The organism is Micromonospora musae (genome assembly GCF_003626545.1).
Classification (GTDB): domain Bacteria; phylum Actinomycetota; class Actinomycetes; order Mycobacteriales; family Micromonosporaceae; genus Micromonospora; species Micromonospora musae.
In genome coordinates this window covers 416,001-432,721 of the sequence record NZ_RAZS01000005.1, presented here as the reverse complement: position 1 = coordinate 432,721, position 16,721 = coordinate 416,001, and the positions used below count along the sequence as shown (strand labels likewise).

Here is a 16,721-nt window from a genome sequence, read left to right as displayed (position 1 = left end):
GGTGGGTGGTGGTCGCGCCGGCGTCCGGCTCAGGCGGTCGGGGGTGGGGTGGGCAGCTCCTCGACCACCACCACGCTGCTGCCGGGGCGTACCTCGGCGAGCAGTTCGCGCTGGCCGCTGCGGGTGAGCCGGATGCACCCGTTGGTGGTGTTCTCGCCCAGCTCGTCGTCGTTGTACCAGGTGTGCACGCCGATGTGGGCGCCGCGCAGGCCGGCCGGGACCGCGTCGAGGTCGTCGGGGATCGAGCCGAGGGCGTAGATGTCGACGCCGCCGTACACGTCCTCCGGCGGCGGGGTGCGGCCGAGGACGAAGGTGCGGCCCAGCGGTGTCTCCTGCCCGCGCTGGCCCAGGCTCACCTCCCAGGTGCGCACCGCCTTGCCGGCCCGGTACCAGGTGAGCCGGTGCACGCGCCGCTCCACCACGATCTGGTCCCGCAGCGTGACGGTGGTGTGACCGCCGGGCGGAAGCCAGGCGAGCTTCCGGTTGGCCGAGGGGAGCAGGACGGCCGTCCATCCCGACCGCCGATCGGCGATCGGCATGATCAACTCGACCTCGCTGATCGTCGGCGCGAGGAAGGCGATCGGCTTGCCGCCCGGCGCGTCGTAGGCGGGGATCTTCCGGGTCGGGTGCAGCCCCTCGGTGAGCGGTGTGGTGTCCAGGGCGGCCGGGTCGGCCGGGAACCCGGCCGGTGCCGGGTCGTACGTCACCACCGGCAGCCCAGGTGGGGCCGGCGCGGCGGGGAGCACGCTCTCCTCGGGGCTCTGGTCGACCTCGCTCGGCGTCGCCGTGATGACGGGGGCGGCGTTGCTGGCCACCGGTTCCGTCTCGGGGGTAAGCGCCAGGCCGGTGAGCAGCGCGGTGACGAGCAGTGCCGGTATGCCGACACCGGCGGCCAGCCAGCCCCGACGTCCGGAGGATTTCATTCGGTCAAACGGCACAAAATTACTGTACGAGGGTCTAACGCCGCAGCGGGTCGAATACCGCCAAACCCGCCGAGACTCTCCGCCCACGCCCCCGCTCGGCCGGTGCCACACGCGTGATCCCGTCCGCCGGTTCGATCCGGCGGGAAATTTCTTCGGCGGCGGTGATCCGGCCGCCTCGTCGATCCGTACTGGATGGCGGAGTGCAGCCGGCCGGCGGTCCGCCGCCGTTGGACGATCGAGGAGCAGATGGCCCGGGTCAAGCAGAAGCAGAAGGCGACGCCCGTCCGGACCAGCACCAGCAGCCGGGGCGTGCGGGTCTCGTCCGGGTCGGCGATGACCGTGCTGATCGTCTCCGCCCTCGCGGCGTTGTGGGCGGCCGTGATGCTCACCGGCGCCGGCCAGCGGGCGTACGCGTACGGCTTCTTCTTCACCGAGTTCTTCGCCGGGGTGGTGACCCTCGTCTCGCTCAGCCTCACCGTGATGATGGGGCTGCTCGCCACGGACCGGCTGGTCCTGCTGATCCGGCACCGGGTGCTGCTGCAGTCCGCGCACCGGGCCACCGGCGTCCTCGGGGTCGCCGGCCTCGGCCTCCACGTGCTCACCAAGATCGCCACCGGTCGGGCCGCGAGCACCGACGCGGTGGTGCCGTTCGTCTCCGGCACCGGGCTCTACGTCGGGCTCGGTACGGTCGCCGCACTGCTGATGGTGGCCGTGCTCTGGACGGGGATCGTCCGAGCCCGCTTCGCCAACGTCGGTCCGAAGTGGCTGTGGCGGGCGTTGCACTCCACGGCGTACGCCTCCTGGCCGTTCGCCCTGGTGCACGGCCTCAACGCCGGGCGCGCGGCCAAGCCGTGGGTGACGCTGAGCTACCTGGTCTGCGTGCTGCTGGTGGTGGCGGCGCTGCTCGTCCGCCTCTCGGTGACGCTGGGGCGACGCAGCCGCGAGCAGAACCAGGCCGCCGCCAGGAACAAGGCCCTCGCCGGCCGGCCCGCCGAGGAGGGGCGCCGGCCGGTGCTCGGTCTCGGCCGCCGCGGCGAGGCCAAGCGGGCCGCCGAGGCGGCCCGGCAGCGCCGCGACGCCGAGTGGGCGCAGGCCACCGCCGAGATGTCCGTGCCGTCCACGCGGCGCGGCGCCGACCGGTTCGCCGTGCCGGTGGTGCCCGAGCCGGCCGCCGCCCACGAGCGGACCCGATCGCGCGGACGCCGGCGGGACGAGGAGCCGGCCCGGACCGGTGCGTCGACCCGGCGGACGGGACGGTACCGCGACGAGCGGGACGAACGGGACGAGCCCGCGTCGCGCCGGCCGCGGAACGAGGAGGTCGAGCCGGCGGCACGCCGGTCGCGGCGGCGTCGCGCGCAGGAGCCGGAGCCGACCGGCCGGGTGTCGGCGTCCGCCGGGTCGCGCCGCCGCGCCGACGACCACGACGAGTCCGGTACGGAAGCCCGGATCCCGGTGCCGGCTCGCCGCGTCGACGAGCCGGAGGAGCCGTGGACCAGCCCGAGCCGCTGGGAGGCGACCGAACCCGTCTCCGCCGAGCCGATCTCCGCGCAGCCGACGAGCGGCGGGCGGCACAGCGTCGAGGACGACACGCCGGAGGAGCCCGACTACTGGCGCCCGCCGACCCAGTACCTGCCCGAGGAGGCGCCGGTCGACGACACCCCCACCCTGGTCGATCTGGCGTCCCGGCGAGCCCGGCGGGCCGCCGGCGAGGGACGGGCGAGTCGCCGCCGCCGAGCCAACGCCGACGCGGTGGACGGCGCGTACTGGGCCGGACTGCGGGGTGAGGCCAAGTGAGGCGGACGACCGTCCCTCCGGTGGCCTGTGTCGGCGAACCACGGCTGACCGCGGGCTTCGCCGAGTTCGGTCGGCTCGACCTCGCCGCGCACGAGGAGACCCACGGGCCGGTCGGCCCGCTGGAGGCGGCCGCTCTGCTCCGCCTCGCCGAGGGGATCCAGCTCAAGGGCAAGGGCGGCGCCGGCTTCCCGTTCGCCCGCAAGCTCCGCGCCGTGCTGGACTCCTGCGAGCGGCAGGACCTCGGCGCCGTCGTGGTGGTGAACGCCACCGAGGGAGAGCCGGCCAGCTGGAAGGACAAGGTGCTGCTCACCCGGGCCCCGCACCTGATCCTCGACGGCGCGGCGCTGGCCGCGTACGCGCTCGACGCCGAGGAGATCGTGCTCGGCGTCACCGACGACGAGGTGGGTCGCGGCTCGCTGATGGAGGCGTTGGCCGAGCGGCGGATGCCCGTCCCCACGAGCGTCGTCACCGTTCCGCACCGGTTCATCTCCGGCGAGGGCGGGGCGCTGGTCAACGGCATCAACGGGCTGCCACACATCCCGCCGGGCACCAAGAAACGCTCCAGCGACTCCGGGGTGAACGGACTGCCCACCCTGCTCTCCAACGCCGAGACGTACGCCCAGCTCGCCGTCGCCGCCCGGCTCGGGCCGTACGAGTACGCCTCCCTCGGCACCGACGACGAGCCCGGCACCGTGCTGCTCACGGTCACCGGCGCGGCCGGCCGACCGGCGGTGGTCGAGTGCGCGGCCGGCACCCCGCTGCGGGACATCCTCGACCTCTGCGAGGTGCCCGACGGGCCGGGCATCCTGACCGGCGGCTACCACGGAAAGTGGATCACGGCGGAGGCGGCGGCTCGCGCCGAGATCTCGCGCAAGGGCATGGCCGCGGTCGGCGGCACCCTCGGCGCCGGCATCATCGTTCCGCTCGGCGGGGACACCTGCCCGCTCGGCGAGGCGGCCCAGGTGGTGCGCTACCTGGCCGGGGAGTCCGCGGGGCAGTGCGGCCCATGCAAGCGGGGCCTGCCCGACCTGGCCCGGGCGGTGGACCTCGCGGTCGCCGGCAGTCAGCCCGCCGACATCGTCCGGGCCGCCGCCGGTGAGGTGAAGGGAAGGGGGGCGTGCAGCCACCCGGACGGTACGGCCCGCTTCGCGCTCTCCGCGGTCGAGGTCTTCGTCGAGGACCTGCGGCTGCACGCGGCCGGTGAGGGGTGCGGCCGGCGGGTGAAGGGTGTGATGGGCCTGCCCGGCGCGCCGGATGCGGCCCCCCAGAAGCTGACCCTCGACTGGTCCCGCTGCGACGGGCACGGCCTCTGCGCGCACGTCGTACCGGACTTCATCCGGCTGGACGCCAACGGCTACCCGGCCTTCCCCCCGACGCCGGTGCCGACCTGGCTGCGGGAGGGGGCCAGCAAGGCGGTGAAGGTCTGCCCCGAGTTGGCGCTGCGCCTCACGAAGGTCGACTCGTAGCCGCGTTCCGCAACGCGCGTTCCACCTCGCCGGCCAGCCGGCGGCCGCGCGTGGGACGGGAGCCGGCCGTCACCGGCCCCCGTCCACGGCGCAGGCTCAGCGGCCCGGCGTGAGGCGGTCGACGCCCAGCCGGTCGCGGAGCACCTCGGGCACCAGCACCGAGCCGTCGGGCTGCTGGAACTGCTCCAGAATGGCCGGGAAGAGGCGGCTGGTGGCCAGCGACGACCCGTTGAGCGTGTGCACGAACCGGGTCTGCTTGCCGCCCGGCTCGCGGTAGCGGATGGCCGCCCGGCGTGCCTGGTAGTCGCCGGCCCAGGAGACCGACGACACCTCCTTGTACTTGTCCATGCTCGGCATCCACACCTCGATGTCGAGGGTCTTGCGCATGGACGCGCTGGCGTCGCCGGCCGACAGCAGGCTGCGCTGGTAGTGCAGGCCCAGCTTCTCGACCAGCCCCTCGGCGTGGGTGACCATCGCCTCCAGCGCCGCCTCCGCCTGCTCGGGCAGGGTGAACTGGAAGATCTCCACCTTGTTGAACTGGTGGCCCCGGACGGTGCCGCGCTCGTCCGAGTGCGAACCGGCCGCCTCCCGGCGGTAGCACGGCGTGTACGCGAACCGCTTCAGCGGCAGCGTCGTGGTGTCCAGGATCTCGTCCTGGTACGCCCCGAGGATGGCCGTCTCCGAGGTGGGCAGCAGGAACTGGCCACGGGGAGCACCCTCGCGGTCGAGGTGGTAGACGTCGTCGTAGAACTTCGGGAACTGCCCGGCGGCGAAGCCGGCCGTGTCGAGCAGCAGGTGCGGCGGGAGCAGGAACTCGTAGCCGGCCTTGACGTTCTCGTCGATGAGGAAGTTCAGCAGCGCCCACTCCAGCCGGGCACCCATCCCCGTGTACATCCAGAAGCCGGAGCCGCCGAGCTTCACGCCCCGCTCGTGGTCGACCAGGCCGAGCATCCGGGACAGCTCCACGTGGTCGCGGACCTTCTCGATCACCGGCGCCGTACCGAAGGTCTTGACGACCTGGTTGGCCTCCTTGCCGCCCGGCGGCACCTCGTCGGCGGGCAGGTTGGGCAGCTCGCTCATCGCGGTGCGCAGCCGGTCCTGCACCTCGTCCAGCTCGGACTCCAGCTCGGAGAGCTGCTTGCGGCCGGCCTCGGGCGCGACGACCTCCGGCTCGCGGCCGGCCCGCTTCGCCTCCGCGTAGGCCCGTGCCTCTGCCTTGCGGCGCTGCCGATCGGCGTCGATCTCACCGATCAGGGCGCGCCGCTCCTGGTCGAGCCGCTGGATCTCGTCCAGCGCCCGGTTGACCTCGGCGGGATCCAGACGCTTCGCCAGCGCGGTCGCCACCGCCTCGCGATCCTTCCGGATCAACTCCATGTCGAGCATGCTGCTCCGTACGCCTCCGTCCGGCAGTCGGGTGGATCCCCAGATGCTACCGTCGCAGCCCGCCGCGTTCGGGCCTGGGGAGCGCGCCCGGGCCGCCTCGACCGAGCGGGCGGCCCCCGATCGGCGGCCGCCGTGTCGGCCGGCCGGCACCGTCTCCGCGCGTCGTGGTTCCGGCCGGTGGCGTGCCGGTCAGAGTCGGATCGGCATCAGGATCGAGAGGGCGGCGTCGTCGTCGGGGCGGCGTACGGCCAGCGGGGTGATCGGGCCGTCCAGCTCCAGCACCAGCTGCGGCCCACCGGCGGCGTCCAGCGCGTCGAGCAGGTAGTCGCCGTTCACCCCGAACCGGAGTCCGCCGTCCGGGCCGGTCTCGTCCGGTTCCAGCACCCGCAGCGCACCCCGCCCGTCGACGCCGAGCACGCTCACCGCGATCGGCGCCCCGTCGTACTCCCGGGCGATCGTCGGCGCGCCCGGTCGACGCAGCGCCGTCCGCAGCGCCGCCACGTCGACCGGGATCCGGTACGTCGGGGCGTCGCCGGCGGCCGCCCGGAGCAGCCGCTGGTAGTCCGGGAAGTCGTACGGCAGCAGCGAGCCGGTCACCGTGCGGCCGGCCACCGAAACCGCGATCGTGTCGCCCTCGACGGTCAACCGGACCGCCGAGGTGAGGTCGGCGCCGCTATCCAGCAGGGCCCGGACCTCGTCGACGAAGCCGGCCGGGGCGAGCACCCGCACGGCCGACCCGTCCATCCGGGTGACGTCGGCCCGGGCGAGCGCCATCCGGTGCCGGTCGGTGGTGACCAGGCGGACGCCGTCCGGCGCCACGTCGAACAGGACGCCGGTGAGGGCCGGCAGCTCCGGGTCGGTGCCGACGGCGAACCGGACCGCGTCGACGGCGTACGTCAGCTCGGCGCGGGAGAGCACGACGCGGACGGCCCGGGTGGGCTTCTCGGGGCCGACCAGGGCGCGGATCCGGGAGAGCTCGCGGCGGGCGTCGGCGAGGCCGTCCTCGAGCCGGCGCAGGTGCACGTCGAGCAGCCGGTGCACGGCGGCCGGTTCGGCCCGCACCGCGGCCGCGATCTCGGCGACCGGCATGCCGACCCGGCGCAGCCCGGCCACCAGCCGGGCCGGGGCCAGCTGCTCGTCGGCGTACCAGCGGTAGCCGGTCACCGGGTCGACCAGGGCCGGCACCAGCACCCCGGCCGAGTCGTAGAACCGCAGGGCGCTGACCGTGAGCCCGCTGGCCCTCGCCAGTTCGCCGATGCTGCGCAGTTCGCTCTCCACGTCGACCGATCCTGCCGTCTCAAGCTGGTCGAGGGTCAAGCCCGTCGGTGTCGACCGCCTCCAGCACCCGGAAGGTGATCCCGGCGCGGGTGAGCCGGGTGAGCAGCGCCTCGCCCATCGCGGTCACCGGAGTGACCTGGCCTGCGGTCGGCGGCAGGTCGTCCAGGGCCAGGCAGAGCGCCGACTCGGCGAGCATCTTCGCCGTCTCGTCGTACCCCGGGTCACCCCCGGCCACCTCGGTGCGTACCCGGCGCCCGCCGCCCTCGCCGACGAACCGGATCCGGAACCACGACTGGGCCCGCCGCTGCGCCGCCGGTCCCTGCCCGGAGGTGAGCCGGCCGAGCAGCCAGCGCCGGGTCGGCGCCAGCCGCACCAGGCCCGCCACGGCGCCCAGGCCGACCCCGGCGGCCAGCACCGTGGGCAGCCGCTTCACGGCGGCGAAGTGCCGGTAGCGGAAGTCGGGACCGTACGCCGGGCAGGTCGCCGCCGAGCGCCGGACGATCTGGGGGTCGATGGTGGGCAGCGGTACCGCCCACATGCCCAGCCCGTCCGGGCGGGTGAGCCGTCCGCGTACCGCGCGGACCCGCCGGCCCTCGGGCCGCGGCTCCGTGGACCTCCGCTGCCGGGCGACCCGGCCGGCCTGCGCCGCCCGGGAGAACGCGATGAGGGTGGAGTGGTACGTGCCGGCGGAGAACCGTCCGCCGGCGCGGACGAAACCGTCGACGGTGATCGGCGCGTCGGACGGGAGCTGCCGCACGGTGAACCAGGCGCCCAGGTCGTGCGGGATCGAGTCGAACCCGCAGGCGTGCACGAGACGCGATCCGGTGCGTACCGCCTCGGCGTGGTGGCGCAGGTACATCAGGTCGACGAATTCCGGCTCCCCGGTGATGTCCAGGTAGTCGGTGCCGGCGGTGGCGGCGGCGGCGACCAGCGGCTCGCCGTGTCGGATGAACGGGCCGACGGTGCTGGCGACGACCCGGGTCTGCTCCGCCAGTGCGCGCAGAGAACGGGGGTCGGTGGTGTCGGCGGTCAGCAACGGCAGCTCGGTCAGCGCCGGGTCGATCGCGGTGAGCCGGTCGCGGACCGCCGCCAACCGGTCGGAGTTGCGGCCGGCGAGCGCCCACCGCAGCCCCGCCGGCGCGTGCCGGGCCAGGTACTCGGCGGTCAGCCCGCCGGTGAAGCCGGTCGCCCCGAAGAGCACCACGTCGTACGCCCGCTCTCCAGCCATCCCGCGAGTGTGCCACCCGCCATCGCGCCATTCGAGAGGGCTGTCCGGGATATCCCGTCAAGTCCGGTCTGCACCCTCGGCCCGTTCAGGGGTGAACGGGCTCGCCCCGAAGGGGTGAACGGCCCCGCGCCGGGTATCCGCCCGCCGACCGGGGGGTGGAACGCGTCCGTGGGGGTGGGCCGGATGCCGGAACAGCGAAGCGCCGTACGCGTGGGGACGGCGGACGACGTCCGGCCGCCGCTGCTCGCGTCCCGCCTGCACCCGCCCGCGCTCGGCGAGTCGGTGCTGGCCCGGCCCCGCCTGCTGCGCCGGCTCGACGCGGGCAGCGCCGGGCCGGTGACGCTGGTCAGCGCGCCCGCCGGCTGGGGCAAGAGCACCCTGCTCGCGGCCTGGACCCGGCTCGTGGGAGGCAGCTCGGGCGAGGGCGCCGAGGTGCGCCCGGACGGCAGCGTCGTCGAGGCGGCCCGGCCGGTGCCGGCCTGGGTGTCGGTGGAGGCGGGCGACGACGGCGACCGGCTCTGGTCGTACCTGGCGGCTGCGCTCCGGGCCGGCACGGGCCCCGGGCGGGACGGCGCGCAGGTGCCGGACCGACCGCCCCGGCCGGATCAGCTGGAGCTGCTGGCCGCCGGACTGGCCGCCCGGGAAGAGCCGGTGCTACTGGTCCTCGACGACCTGCACCGGGTCACCGACCCGGCCGCGCTGACCGGGCTGGACTTCCTGCTCCGCCACGCCGAGCAGCGGTTGCGTCTCGTGGTCGGGGCGCGGGCCGGGCTGCCGCTGGCCGTGCACCGGCTGCGGTTGGCGGGAGAGCTGACCGAGATCGGTCCGGACGAGCTGGCCTTCACCGACGACGAGGTGGCCGACCTGCTGACCGCGCACGGCGTGGCGCTGACCGGGGCGGCACTGCACCGGCTGCGGGAGCGGACCGGTGGGTGGCCGGCGGCGCTGCGCTTCGCCGCGCTGGCCTTGCAGCGGCAGCCCGACCCGTCGCGCTGGGTCGAGCAGTTCGGGGGCGACCAGCCGGACGTCGCCGGCTACCTGCACGAGGAGGTGCTCGCCGCGGTCGAGCCGGCGGCCCGCGAGCTGCTGCGGCGCACCGCGCTCGCCGAGACGGTCTGCGCCGACCTGGCCGACGCGCTCACCGGCGGGTCGGACGCCGAGCGGACGCTCGCCGACCTGGCCGGCGACGGTGGCCTGCTGCGTCGCGACGAGAGCCGCCCGCCCTGGTACCGCTGCCACCCGCTGCTGGCCGACCTGCTCCGGGCGGAGCTGACCAGGCTACCCGCCGACGAGCTGCGTGAGCTGCATCTTCGGGCGGCCGGTTGGTACGCCGACAACGGCCGGCCGGCGGAGGGGCTGCGGCACGCGCTGGCCGGCGGTCACTGGGACCGGGCGACCGAGATCTTCGTCGCGCAGTGGCCGGAGCTGGCCCCGTACGACCGGTCCGACTTCGGCGCCCCCGTGCCGGCGCCGCCACCACCCGAGGTCGTGCGCCGCGATCCCGAGCTGGCCCTCGCCTGCGCCGCGGAGCGGGCGCACGCCGGTGACCCGCAGGCCGCCACGGCGCACCTGCACGCCGCGGTCGCGGTCGCGGACACCCTGCCCGCCCAGCGCCGGGACCGTTTCCTCCGGCTGGCCACCGCGGTGGAGCTGACGCTGGCCCGGCTCGCCGGCGACCACGCCGAGGTGCGCGCCGCGACCGCGCGGCTGATCCGGGCGCACCCCACGCCGCCCGGGCGGTCCAACCTGGCTGCCCCGAGTGGGGAGCCCGCCACCGGTCCGGCCCAGCGCTCGGCCCCCGCCGCCGGGGTGCGCGCCCCGGAACCGTTCGCCGCGCCGGTGGCCGGCGGGCCGAGGGGCAGCGCCACCGAGGACGCCGAGCTGCGGGCGTTCGCCGGTACCGCGCTCGGGCTCGTGGAACTGGCCGAGGGGCAGCTGCCCTCGGCGCGGTTCGCCCGGGCGCTGGGTGCGGCGCGGGAGGCGGGCCGGCTCCGCGTCGAGCTGGTCTGCGCCAGCCGCTCGGCGCTGCTCGACGCCGTGCAAGGGAGGTTGCGGGCCGCCGAGGCGTCCGCCCGGGCCGCGTTGGCGATGCCGCCCTGCCACGGCTGGGCCTGCCGCCTCGACTGCGCGTACGCCCAGCTGGCGCTGGCCGTGGTGGCTCTGCACCGGGACCAGCCCGAGGAGGTCGCCGGGAACCTGGCGCTGGCCCGGGCCGCGACCGGGGAGTCGGAGACGCCGGCCCGTGCCGGGAGTGCCGTGGGGGAGACCACGGCCGCGGCGGTCGCCGCGCTCTGCCGGGCGCAGCTGCTGCACGACCGGGGTGAGGTGGCCGCCGGTCACCGGCTGCTGGCCGAGGCGCGGCACCGGATCGCGGACCGGCCGGCCGCCGTGGAGCTGGCCTACCAGCTGCTGGCCGCGGACGCGGACCTGCTCGGTGCCCGGGGTGACCTGGAGGCCGCCCGGGACCTGCTGGCCGGGCCGCTGCGGGACCAGGTCGAGCCGCTCGCCTCGGTCGCGGTGGCGCTGGCCCCGGTGGCGGTGGCGCTGGCCCGGGTCGAGCTGCGCGCCGGTGACCCGCGGGCGGCCGCTCGGGCCCTGCCGGACTGGGCGGCGCCGGAGGCGGAGCGGTGGTCGCTGCCGGTACGCGTGGACGCGGGCCTGCTCGACGCGGTGCTGGCGCGCCACGGCGGGGACGAGCGCCGGGCCGGCCGGACGTTGGAGCGGGTGCTCGACCTCGCCGGTCCGGAGGGCGTCCGGCGGGTCTTCACCCGCGCCGATCCGGCCGTGCGGGATCTGCTCGCCGCGCACCTCGACACCGGCACGGCGCACTGGTCGATGGTCAGCGACCTGGTGCGGGGCGCGGACGAGCCGGCCGAACGGGGGCCGGTGGAGCCGGGGCCGACGCTGGAGGAGCCGCTCACCGAGCGGGAGCTGACCATCCTGCGCTACCTGCAGAGCATCCTGTCCAACGTGGAGATAGCCAGTGAGCTGTCGCTGTCGGTCAACACGGTGAAGACCCACGTGCGCAACATCTACCGCAAGCTCGACGCGACCCGCCGGCGAGAAGCGGTCCGGCGGGCGCGCGAGCTGCGGTTGATCTAAGTGTCGGCCGCGGCGTCGACGGCGGCGAGCAGGTCCGGCAGGGCGTACCCGCCGTCGTGCCTGGCGTCGTTGACGAAGAGGGTCGGGGTGCCGTTGACCCCGCTGCGGATCCCGCCCACGAAGTCCCGGCGTACCCGGTCGGCGTGGGCGTGCCGCTCCACCTCGGCGTCGATGTCGTCCGGCGGCATGCCGAGCTGTTCGACGCCGAGCGACAGGTGCACCGGGTCGAGCTGGTCCTGGTGCTCGTAGAGCCAGTCGTGCATCTCCCAGAACCGGCCGCGGACCCCGGCCGCCTCGGCCGCCTCGGCCGCGCTCTCCGCGTACGGGTGCACGTTGGCGATCGGGAAGTAGCGGTAGACGAGCCGTACCGTGCCCTCCCGCTGCCGGAGCAGCTCGGTGAGGTTCGGGTACGCGGCGCCGCAGTAATGGCACTGGAAGTCGCCGTACTCGACGATCGTCACGGGGGCGTCGGCCGCGCCCCGAACATGGTCGGATCCGGTCACCGGCGTACGCAGACGGGCGGTGACCTGCAGCGGAGTCGTCATCCGACCCTCACCTCCCCGCTGGCGCACATCCGCTCCAGCGCGTCGAGGATGCCGTCCGCGCCCGGGTTGACCTCCGGCGGGTAGAGCTGGGACCAGGCGACCGCGCCGTCCGGGTCGACCACCACGAGCGCCCGCGCGGCCTCACCGCTGCGGGTGTACGCGCCGTACGCGCGGGCCACCTCCCCCTTCGGCTCGAAGTCCGCCAACAGCGGGAAGCCGACGCCCTGGTCCTCGGCGAACGCCCGGTGCGACCACAAGCTGTCCACGGAGATGCCCAGCACGGCCGCCCGGTACTGGTCGAACTCCGGCATGGCGGCCTGGTAGAGCGCCATCTGGTCGCCGCAGACCGGACTCCAGTCGGCCGGGTAGAACGCGAGCACCACCGGTCGGCCGCGGTACTCGCGGACGCCGGTGCGCCGCCCGTCCGGGGTGGCCGGCAGCGCGAAGTCCGGCGCCGGCCGCCCCGGTCCGATCAGCCCGTTCGGATCAGTCATGACTCCCACGCTCGCCGCCGGCCGGGTGAAGTCGGCTCACCCTGCCGGGGTGGTTCAATGCAGGACCGGGGCGACGGCGATGTGGTTCTGCACCTCCCGGATGCCCGGCGCGGACCAGGCCACCCGTTCCACCTCGGCACGTTCCGGGATCGAGTGCACCAGACCGGCCAGTAGCACCGTGTCGCCGTGCACCCGCACCGTGACGTGCTCGGACTCGGTGGCCCGGCTGCGGGCGAGGGCGTCGACGATCCGCTCGGCCAGTTCGTGCCCGTCCGCGCGGATCGACGGCCGCACGGTGATCCCGTTGCTCAGGCCGCGTACGCCGGTGAGTCGGCTGACCGCCCGTTCGGCGGCTCGCCGCTGGTACTCCCACTCCACCTCGCCGTGCAGGGTCACCCAGCCGTCCGAGACGGTGACCTGCAACTGCTCCAGGGGTACGAACGCGTCCCACTCCAGGGCGTGCCCGACCGCGCCGGCCACCTCCGGGTCGGCCCGCTCCGCTCCGCCGGGCAGCTGCACGGTCAGATCGTTGGCGACCGCGCGGACCCGGGGGACCCGGTGCGCCGCCCGCTCGGCGGCCCACTTCTTCGCGTAGCTCTCCACCCGGCCGGTGAGGGTGACAACGCCCTCGGAAACGGTCACGCCGATCTCGTGCGGCCGGACCCGTGGCTCCCAGGTCAGCTCGTCGAGGACGTCGGACTGGATCTCCTGATCGGTACGGGTGACGGTCTCGGTGGCCATCGGCTCCCTCCTCGTCTCGCATGGGGGCTTCCGCAGGCACGGCCGCCCGGGGGCGATGCTGCCGCCGGTCGGGGTGAGCCACCCTCGCCCGACCCGGGTGATCGCGGTCCGACGATCTTGGAGGTGGCCGTCGGGGTCTAGGCTCGCGTGGTCCCACCCCGAAGGAGGTACGACATGGCTGCGATCAGAACTGCCTACCTGACGGCCGCTCGCTCGGCCGTGCGGCTGCTGGGCGACCCGGCGGTCGCCGAGCGCTGGGACCAGCCGAGCGCGCTCGCCGAGTTCGGTGTCGCCGGCCTCGCGGGGCACCTCGCCTCGCAGGTCTTCCAGGTCGAGGCGGTGCTCGCCGAGCCCGTGCCGGCCGGTGATCCGATAGGTCTGCTCGACCACTACGCGCGTGGCAGCTGGATCGGCGCGAGTGTCGACGACGACGTGAACGTGGGCATCCGCCGGGTGGGGGAGGGGATCGCGCAGGAGGGGCCGCAGGCGTTGGCCGCCCGTACGGCCGAGGCGGTGCAGCGGCTCACCGAGGCGTTGACCCGGGAGCCGGCGGGGCGGGTGGTGCACCTGGCTCGGGGGCCCTGGTCGCTCACCCTGGACGACTTCCTGACCACCCGCCTCATGGAGATCGCGGTGCACTCCGACGACCTGGCGGTCAGCGTCGGTGTGGCCACTTCAGAGCTACCCGTCGACGTCTTCGAGCCGGTGCTCTCGTTGCTGGCTCGGCTGGCGGTACGCCGTCACGGCCAGCCGGCGGTGCTGCGCGCCCTGGCCCGCGCCGAACGCGCGCCGGAGCGGATCAACGCCATCTGACTCGACCTGATGTCGGGGTGTCGTCGAGGTGCCGGACACCCCGACATCAACGAACCCGGGGTCGTTCGTCCGCTGCGGATGCGCGGCGGGCCGGTCGGGACCGTCCTTGCTCGGGCTCAGGTGTCGAGGTTGGCGGGGGAGTTGGGGCGGTCCACGTCCACGAAGTCGATGTCGTCGACCGCGCGGTCGTCCCGGCTGCCCGCGGCCCGGGCGGCGGTACCTGCGGCCCAACCGATGGCGGCGCCGACCAGCGCCACACCGATCAGCAGCGTCCACGGCAGCGCCGGACGTCGACCGGCGAGCGCGTCGAAGGCGAGGGTGGCCCGGCGGCGGGCCTCGTCGGCAGCGTTGCCCACGACGTCACCTGCTCCGTCACTGAGCCGGTGTCCGCCGCGTTGCGCGGAGCGGGCGGTGCCTCGGACGGTGTCGCCGGCGGTGTTGACGCTGGAGACCAGGTGCTGCCACGCCTGGTCCGCGATTCGCTCGGGTCTGCTGCGGCGGTCCAGCAGGGTCGTTCCGAACATCGGGATTACCTCCTCGGTGCGCCGGCCACGGCGGGCGGGTCGGCTCCCGGCCATCCGGATCGGCGCGTCACGGTTCGCCTACCCGCCAGTGCCCCGCCCATCGGCGCCCCAAACCCGCCGAATCACCCCAGCCGGACCGCCCGAAGTGGTGGGGCCTGACGGCCGGGGTCGCGCCGGGTTCACCATGCCCCGGCGGCCGGCCGCGCTCGGGCGGCCGGCCCGTTCGAGACGGAGATGGGGTGGTCAGCGCACCGAGACGACGGCGGCACCCCGGGCGAAGTCGTCGTCATCGTCGTCATCGTCTCCGCTGCCACCGAAGCCGCAGGCCAGTACGAGGGCGAGCAGGGCACCGACGCCGGCCAGCCCGGCCAGTCTCTTGATCATTGATCATCCCCTCTGTCGTGGACTCCCGGCCGATGCTAGGCCGCCCCGGCAAACGCACCCGCGCCGTGCGAAATCGGATCATGGGTCCGGACCCTTACCGGCCGCGTCGTTTCCGCCCGGCTGGCGCGGACCGGCTACCCTGGGCGGCGGTGCGTCGGTCCGAGGGGCCGTCGAACGAACAGACGAAGAGAAGAATCCGGACAAGGGTGACGAGATGTGCCCTGATCCGCGAATTGCTCATCCCCCGGGGGTGGCGACCGAGGCCATCGGAGGAATACTCTCGGTCGCGGCCCGCGTACTGATGAGGCGCCCGGGGGACGGGCGGGTGGAGGTGCTCGCGTGAGCCTGTCGATCGTGAAGTCGGTACTGTCCGGCGGTGTCGTGGAGATTGCCCCACGCGGCGAGATCGACGTCGACACCGCGTACGAGGTGCGTGAAGCGATCGCCGAGGTGCTGGCCAAGGGGCATCCGGCGCGCATCGAGCTCAACATGCGCCTGGTCACCTTCATCGACTCCGTCGGCATCAGCGCGATGGTCGCCGGGTTCCAGACCGCCGAGGTGAGCGGCGTCAAGCTCGTGGTCACCGAGCCGAGCCGGTTCGTGCACCGGCAGCTCTGGGTGACCGGCCTGCTCGGGCTCTTCGGTGCTCCGGAGCCCTACTACGCCGGCACGGCCACGCCCGAGGTGCTCCCCGGCGCCTGAGCCGCGCTCATCCCCGATCGGGCTCGACAACCCTCTCGTCGAGGCCGGAGAGGTCCACGTCGCCGGCTTCGCTGACGCCGCCGACCGGCTGCGGAGTCCCACCGGCTGATCGCCCGGCCGACAGGCACCCGAAGCCGCGGTATGCGCTCCGGAGGCCGCTCAGCCGTTGCCACCTCGCCCCTGGTGGGTGAGGATCGGGCGACCGGCGACGGCGGGAGACGGTGTGCTCAGGCGGGACTCCTTCAGCTACAGCGTCCAGGCGCGCTGCTCGCCGTCGGACGCCGCCGCGCTCCTCGGCGACCTCGACCGGCAGGGCGAACTGCACCCGCTGATCGTCCGGGTCCGCCGGCTTCCGCCCCGCCCCGGCGCGCGGGCCAGCTACACCGTCAGCGACCGGCTCACCGCCGGACCGGTGCGGTTCCGGGTGCGGTACCAGGCCGACGTGCTGGTCCAGGCGGAGGACGAGATCGTGACGGTGGCCCGGCAGTGGCCGGCCACCACCGTGCGCAGCCGCGCCCTGCTCCACACCGAGGCGGACGGGCAGCTGCGCATCGACGTCGAGATCACCCTCGCCGCGCCCGCGCCGCTCTTCGCGTACGCCTTCCGGCAGGCCCGCGCCGCGCACCTGACACTGGCGAACCGGCTCGCCGGTGCGCTCGACCGCGACCGGAAGGGACCGCCCGCCACGTCCTGACAGACGCCGGGGGTTTGGTGGAGCCGGTCAGGCGCCCGCGCGGCCGGCCACCGGCGAGCGCCGGCCCGGCGCGGGCGACCCGGTCCGGCGCATCCGCCCCCACGGCTTGTACGTGGAGAGCACCGTCGCGATGACCATCAGGCCGGTCGACACGGCGGGCGCGATCACCAGGTCGGCCCGGTCCCGCGCCGGGAGGGCGGCCCCGAGCTCGCCCGCGGCGCGCAGGTTCGGGGTGAGCAGAAAGAGCACCAGCACGACCATCGCCGTGGTGATCAGCAGCTTCACCAACACCCAGCGGTACCGGAGGAGCTTCCACGGGGTCAGCAGGGCGCTGGCCACGCCGACCGTCCACACCGCGACGGCCAGCGGGGCGAAGAGCACCGTGCCGATCAGCGCGGCCACCGGATAGACCACGTCCGGGTCGGCGCCGCGCAGCACCGCCACGCCGAGGGTGAGCAGGACCAGGTCCGCGCCGAGCCACCCCAGCGAGGTGACCAGGTGCAGCGTGAGCAGCGCCTTGCGCGCGGTGGGCGGTGTTCGGGTCATGCCCGTGATGCTGCCCGCGCGGACCGGCCGGATCGTCCGCCGAGCGACGACATCCCGGGTACGTCCCGCGACGTACCGCCTCCGGCGGTGCGGGTGGCCGGACC

At 74.8% G+C, this 16,721-nt stretch carries 16 protein-coding genes; 6 read left to right on the top strand and 10 right to left on the bottom strand.

The window, feature by feature from the left end; genetic code table 11:
• Positions 1-29: 29 nt before the first annotated feature.
• On the bottom strand, positions 30-938 hold the full coding sequence (locus tag D7147_RS16700) for a L,D-transpeptidase (protein WP_233563169.1): 909 nt from the start codon (positions 936-938) through the stop codon (positions 30-32).
• Positions 939-1,115: 177 nt separating this feature from the next.
• Between D7147_RS16700 and D7147_RS16695 the strand changes: the two genes are divergently transcribed.
• A complete protein-coding gene (locus D7147_RS16695; protein WP_233563168.1) occupies positions 1,116-2,717 on the top strand; it encodes a ferric reductase-like transmembrane domain-containing protein in 1,602 nt (533 codons plus the stop codon).
• On the top strand, positions 2,714-4,183 hold the full coding sequence (locus D7147_RS16690) for an NADH-quinone oxidoreductase subunit NuoF family protein (protein ID WP_120678604.1): 1,470 nt from the start codon (positions 2,714-2,716) through the stop codon (positions 4,181-4,183). The genes D7147_RS16695 and D7147_RS16690 overlap by 4 nt, the downstream gene beginning before the upstream one ends.
• 96 nt (positions 4,184-4,279) lie before the next feature.
• Here the strand turns inward: D7147_RS16690 and serS are convergent, their stop codons facing one another.
• The 3 genes from serS to D7147_RS16675 all read right to left on the bottom strand — a co-directional run bounded on the left by serS (position 4,280) and on the right by D7147_RS16675 (position 8,072).
• A complete protein-coding gene (gene serS, locus D7147_RS16685; RefSeq protein WP_120678943.1) occupies positions 4,280-5,566 on the bottom strand; it encodes a serine--tRNA ligase in 1,287 nt (428 codons plus the stop codon).
• Between the two features lie 189 nt (positions 5,567-5,755).
• Positions 5,756-6,832: a DNA polymerase III subunit beta family protein gene (locus D7147_RS16680; RefSeq protein ID WP_120678941.1), complete on the bottom strand. Its 1,077-nt coding sequence runs from the start codon at positions 6,830-6,832 to the stop codon at positions 5,756-5,758.
• Between the two features lie 31 nt (positions 6,833-6,863).
• Positions 6,864-8,072, bottom strand: a complete 1,209-nt coding sequence (locus D7147_RS16675; RefSeq protein WP_120678602.1) for a saccharopine dehydrogenase family protein — start codon at positions 8,070-8,072, stop codon at positions 6,864-6,866.
• 114 nt (positions 8,073-8,186) lie between these two features.
• Here D7147_RS16675 and D7147_RS16670 point away from each other — a divergent pair, with 114 nt between their 5' ends.
• Positions 8,187-11,174 carry a LuxR C-terminal-related transcriptional regulator gene (locus D7147_RS16670; RefSeq protein WP_407663354.1) on the top strand — a complete coding sequence of 996 codons (2,988 nt, stop codon included), beginning with the start codon at positions 8,187-8,189 and terminating at the stop codon, positions 11,172-11,174.
• Here D7147_RS16670 and D7147_RS16665 read toward each other — a convergent pair.
• The 3 genes from D7147_RS16665 to D7147_RS16655 are packed head-to-tail and all read right to left on the bottom strand — an operon-like array spanning position 11,171 to position 12,954.
• Entirely contained in the window at positions 11,171-11,719 is a 549-nt protein-coding gene (locus tag D7147_RS16665; RefSeq protein WP_120678601.1) for a DsbA family protein, read from the bottom strand. The two genes, D7147_RS16670 and D7147_RS16665, sit on opposite strands and share 4 nt — an antisense overlap.
• Complete coding sequence (locus D7147_RS16660) at positions 11,716-12,213, bottom strand: redoxin domain-containing protein (protein ID WP_120678599.1); 498 nt, start codon at positions 12,211-12,213, stop codon at positions 11,716-11,718. The genes D7147_RS16665 and D7147_RS16660 overlap by 4 nt, the downstream gene beginning before the upstream one ends.
• A 54-nt stretch (positions 12,214-12,267) precedes the next feature.
• The gene (locus D7147_RS16655) at positions 12,268-12,954 is read right to left on the bottom strand and encodes a BON domain-containing protein (protein ID WP_120678596.1); all 687 of its coding nucleotides are present in this window, start codon (positions 12,952-12,954) and stop codon (positions 12,268-12,270) included.
• Between the two features lie 174 nt (positions 12,955-13,128).
• On the opposite strand from D7147_RS16655, the gene D7147_RS16650 reads away from it, so the two are divergent.
• Complete coding sequence (locus tag D7147_RS16650; protein ID WP_120678594.1) at positions 13,129-13,767, top strand: maleylpyruvate isomerase N-terminal domain-containing protein; 639 nt, start codon at positions 13,129-13,131, stop codon at positions 13,765-13,767.
• A gap of 116 nt (positions 13,768-13,883) precedes the next feature.
• Here D7147_RS16650 and D7147_RS16645 read toward each other — a convergent pair whose 3' ends face one another.
• Together D7147_RS16645 and D7147_RS32445 are read right to left on the bottom strand one after the other, a co-directional pair.
• The gene (locus D7147_RS16645; protein ID WP_120678592.1) at positions 13,884-14,291 is read right to left on the bottom strand and encodes a hypothetical protein; all 408 of its coding nucleotides are present in this window, start codon (positions 14,289-14,291) and stop codon (positions 13,884-13,886) included.
• Positions 14,292-14,534: 243 nt separating this feature from the next.
• A complete protein-coding gene (locus tag D7147_RS32445) occupies positions 14,535-14,675 on the bottom strand; it encodes a hypothetical protein (protein WP_158609361.1) in 141 nt (46 codons plus the stop codon).
• 339 nt (positions 14,676-15,014) lie between these two features.
• On the opposite strand from D7147_RS32445, the gene D7147_RS16640 reads away from it, so the two are divergent.
• Positions 15,015-15,377 carry an STAS domain-containing protein gene (locus D7147_RS16640; protein WP_120678590.1) on the top strand — a complete coding sequence of 121 codons (363 nt, stop codon included), beginning with the start codon at positions 15,015-15,017 and terminating at the stop codon, positions 15,375-15,377.
• 223 nt (positions 15,378-15,600) lie between these two features.
• Positions 15,601-16,071: an SRPBCC family protein gene (locus D7147_RS16635; protein ID WP_120678588.1), complete on the top strand. Its 471-nt coding sequence runs from the start codon at positions 15,601-15,603 to the stop codon at positions 16,069-16,071.
• Between the two features lie 27 nt (positions 16,072-16,098).
• Here the strand turns inward: D7147_RS16635 and D7147_RS16630 are convergent, their stop codons facing one another.
• Positions 16,099-16,617, bottom strand: a complete 519-nt coding sequence (locus D7147_RS16630) for a hypothetical protein (RefSeq protein WP_120678586.1) — start codon at positions 16,615-16,617, stop codon at positions 16,099-16,101.
• Between the last annotated feature and the right edge of the window lie 104 nt (positions 16,618-16,721).

Bases quoted from the DNA above. Each gene is read 5' to 3' on its own strand.
- D7147_RS16695 (WP_233563168.1), top strand. From the start codon at position 1,116: ATGGCGGAGTGCAGCCGGCCGGCGGTCCGCCGCCGTTGGACGATCGAG.
- serS (WP_120678943.1), bottom strand. From the start codon at position 5,566: ATGCTCGACATGGAGTTGATCCGGAAGGATCGCGAGGCGGTGGCGACC.
- D7147_RS16675 (WP_120678602.1), bottom strand. From the start codon at position 8,072: ATGGCTGGAGAGCGGGCGTACGACGTGGTGCTCTTCGGGGCGACCGGC.
- D7147_RS16665 (WP_120678601.1), bottom strand. From the start codon at position 11,719: ATGACGACTCCGCTGCAGGTCACCGCCCGTCTGCGTACGCCGGTGACC.
- D7147_RS16660 (WP_120678599.1), bottom strand. From the start codon at position 12,213: ATGACTGATCCGAACGGGCTGATCGGACCGGGGCGGCCGGCGCCGGAC.
- D7147_RS16655 (WP_120678596.1), bottom strand. From the start codon at position 12,954: ATGGCCACCGAGACCGTCACCCGTACCGATCAGGAGATCCAGTCCGAC.
- D7147_RS16650 (WP_120678594.1), top strand. From the start codon at position 13,129: ATGGCTGCGATCAGAACTGCCTACCTGACGGCCGCTCGCTCGGCCGTG.
- D7147_RS16645 (WP_120678592.1), bottom strand. From the start codon at position 14,291: ATGTTCGGAACGACCCTGCTGGACCGCCGCAGCAGACCCGAGCGAATC.
- D7147_RS32445 (WP_158609361.1), bottom strand. From the start codon at position 14,675: ATGATCAAGAGACTGGCCGGGCTGGCCGGCGTCGGTGCCCTGCTCGCC.
- D7147_RS16630 (WP_120678586.1), bottom strand. From the start codon at position 16,617: ATGACCCGAACACCGCCCACCGCGCGCAAGGCGCTGCTCACGCTGCAC.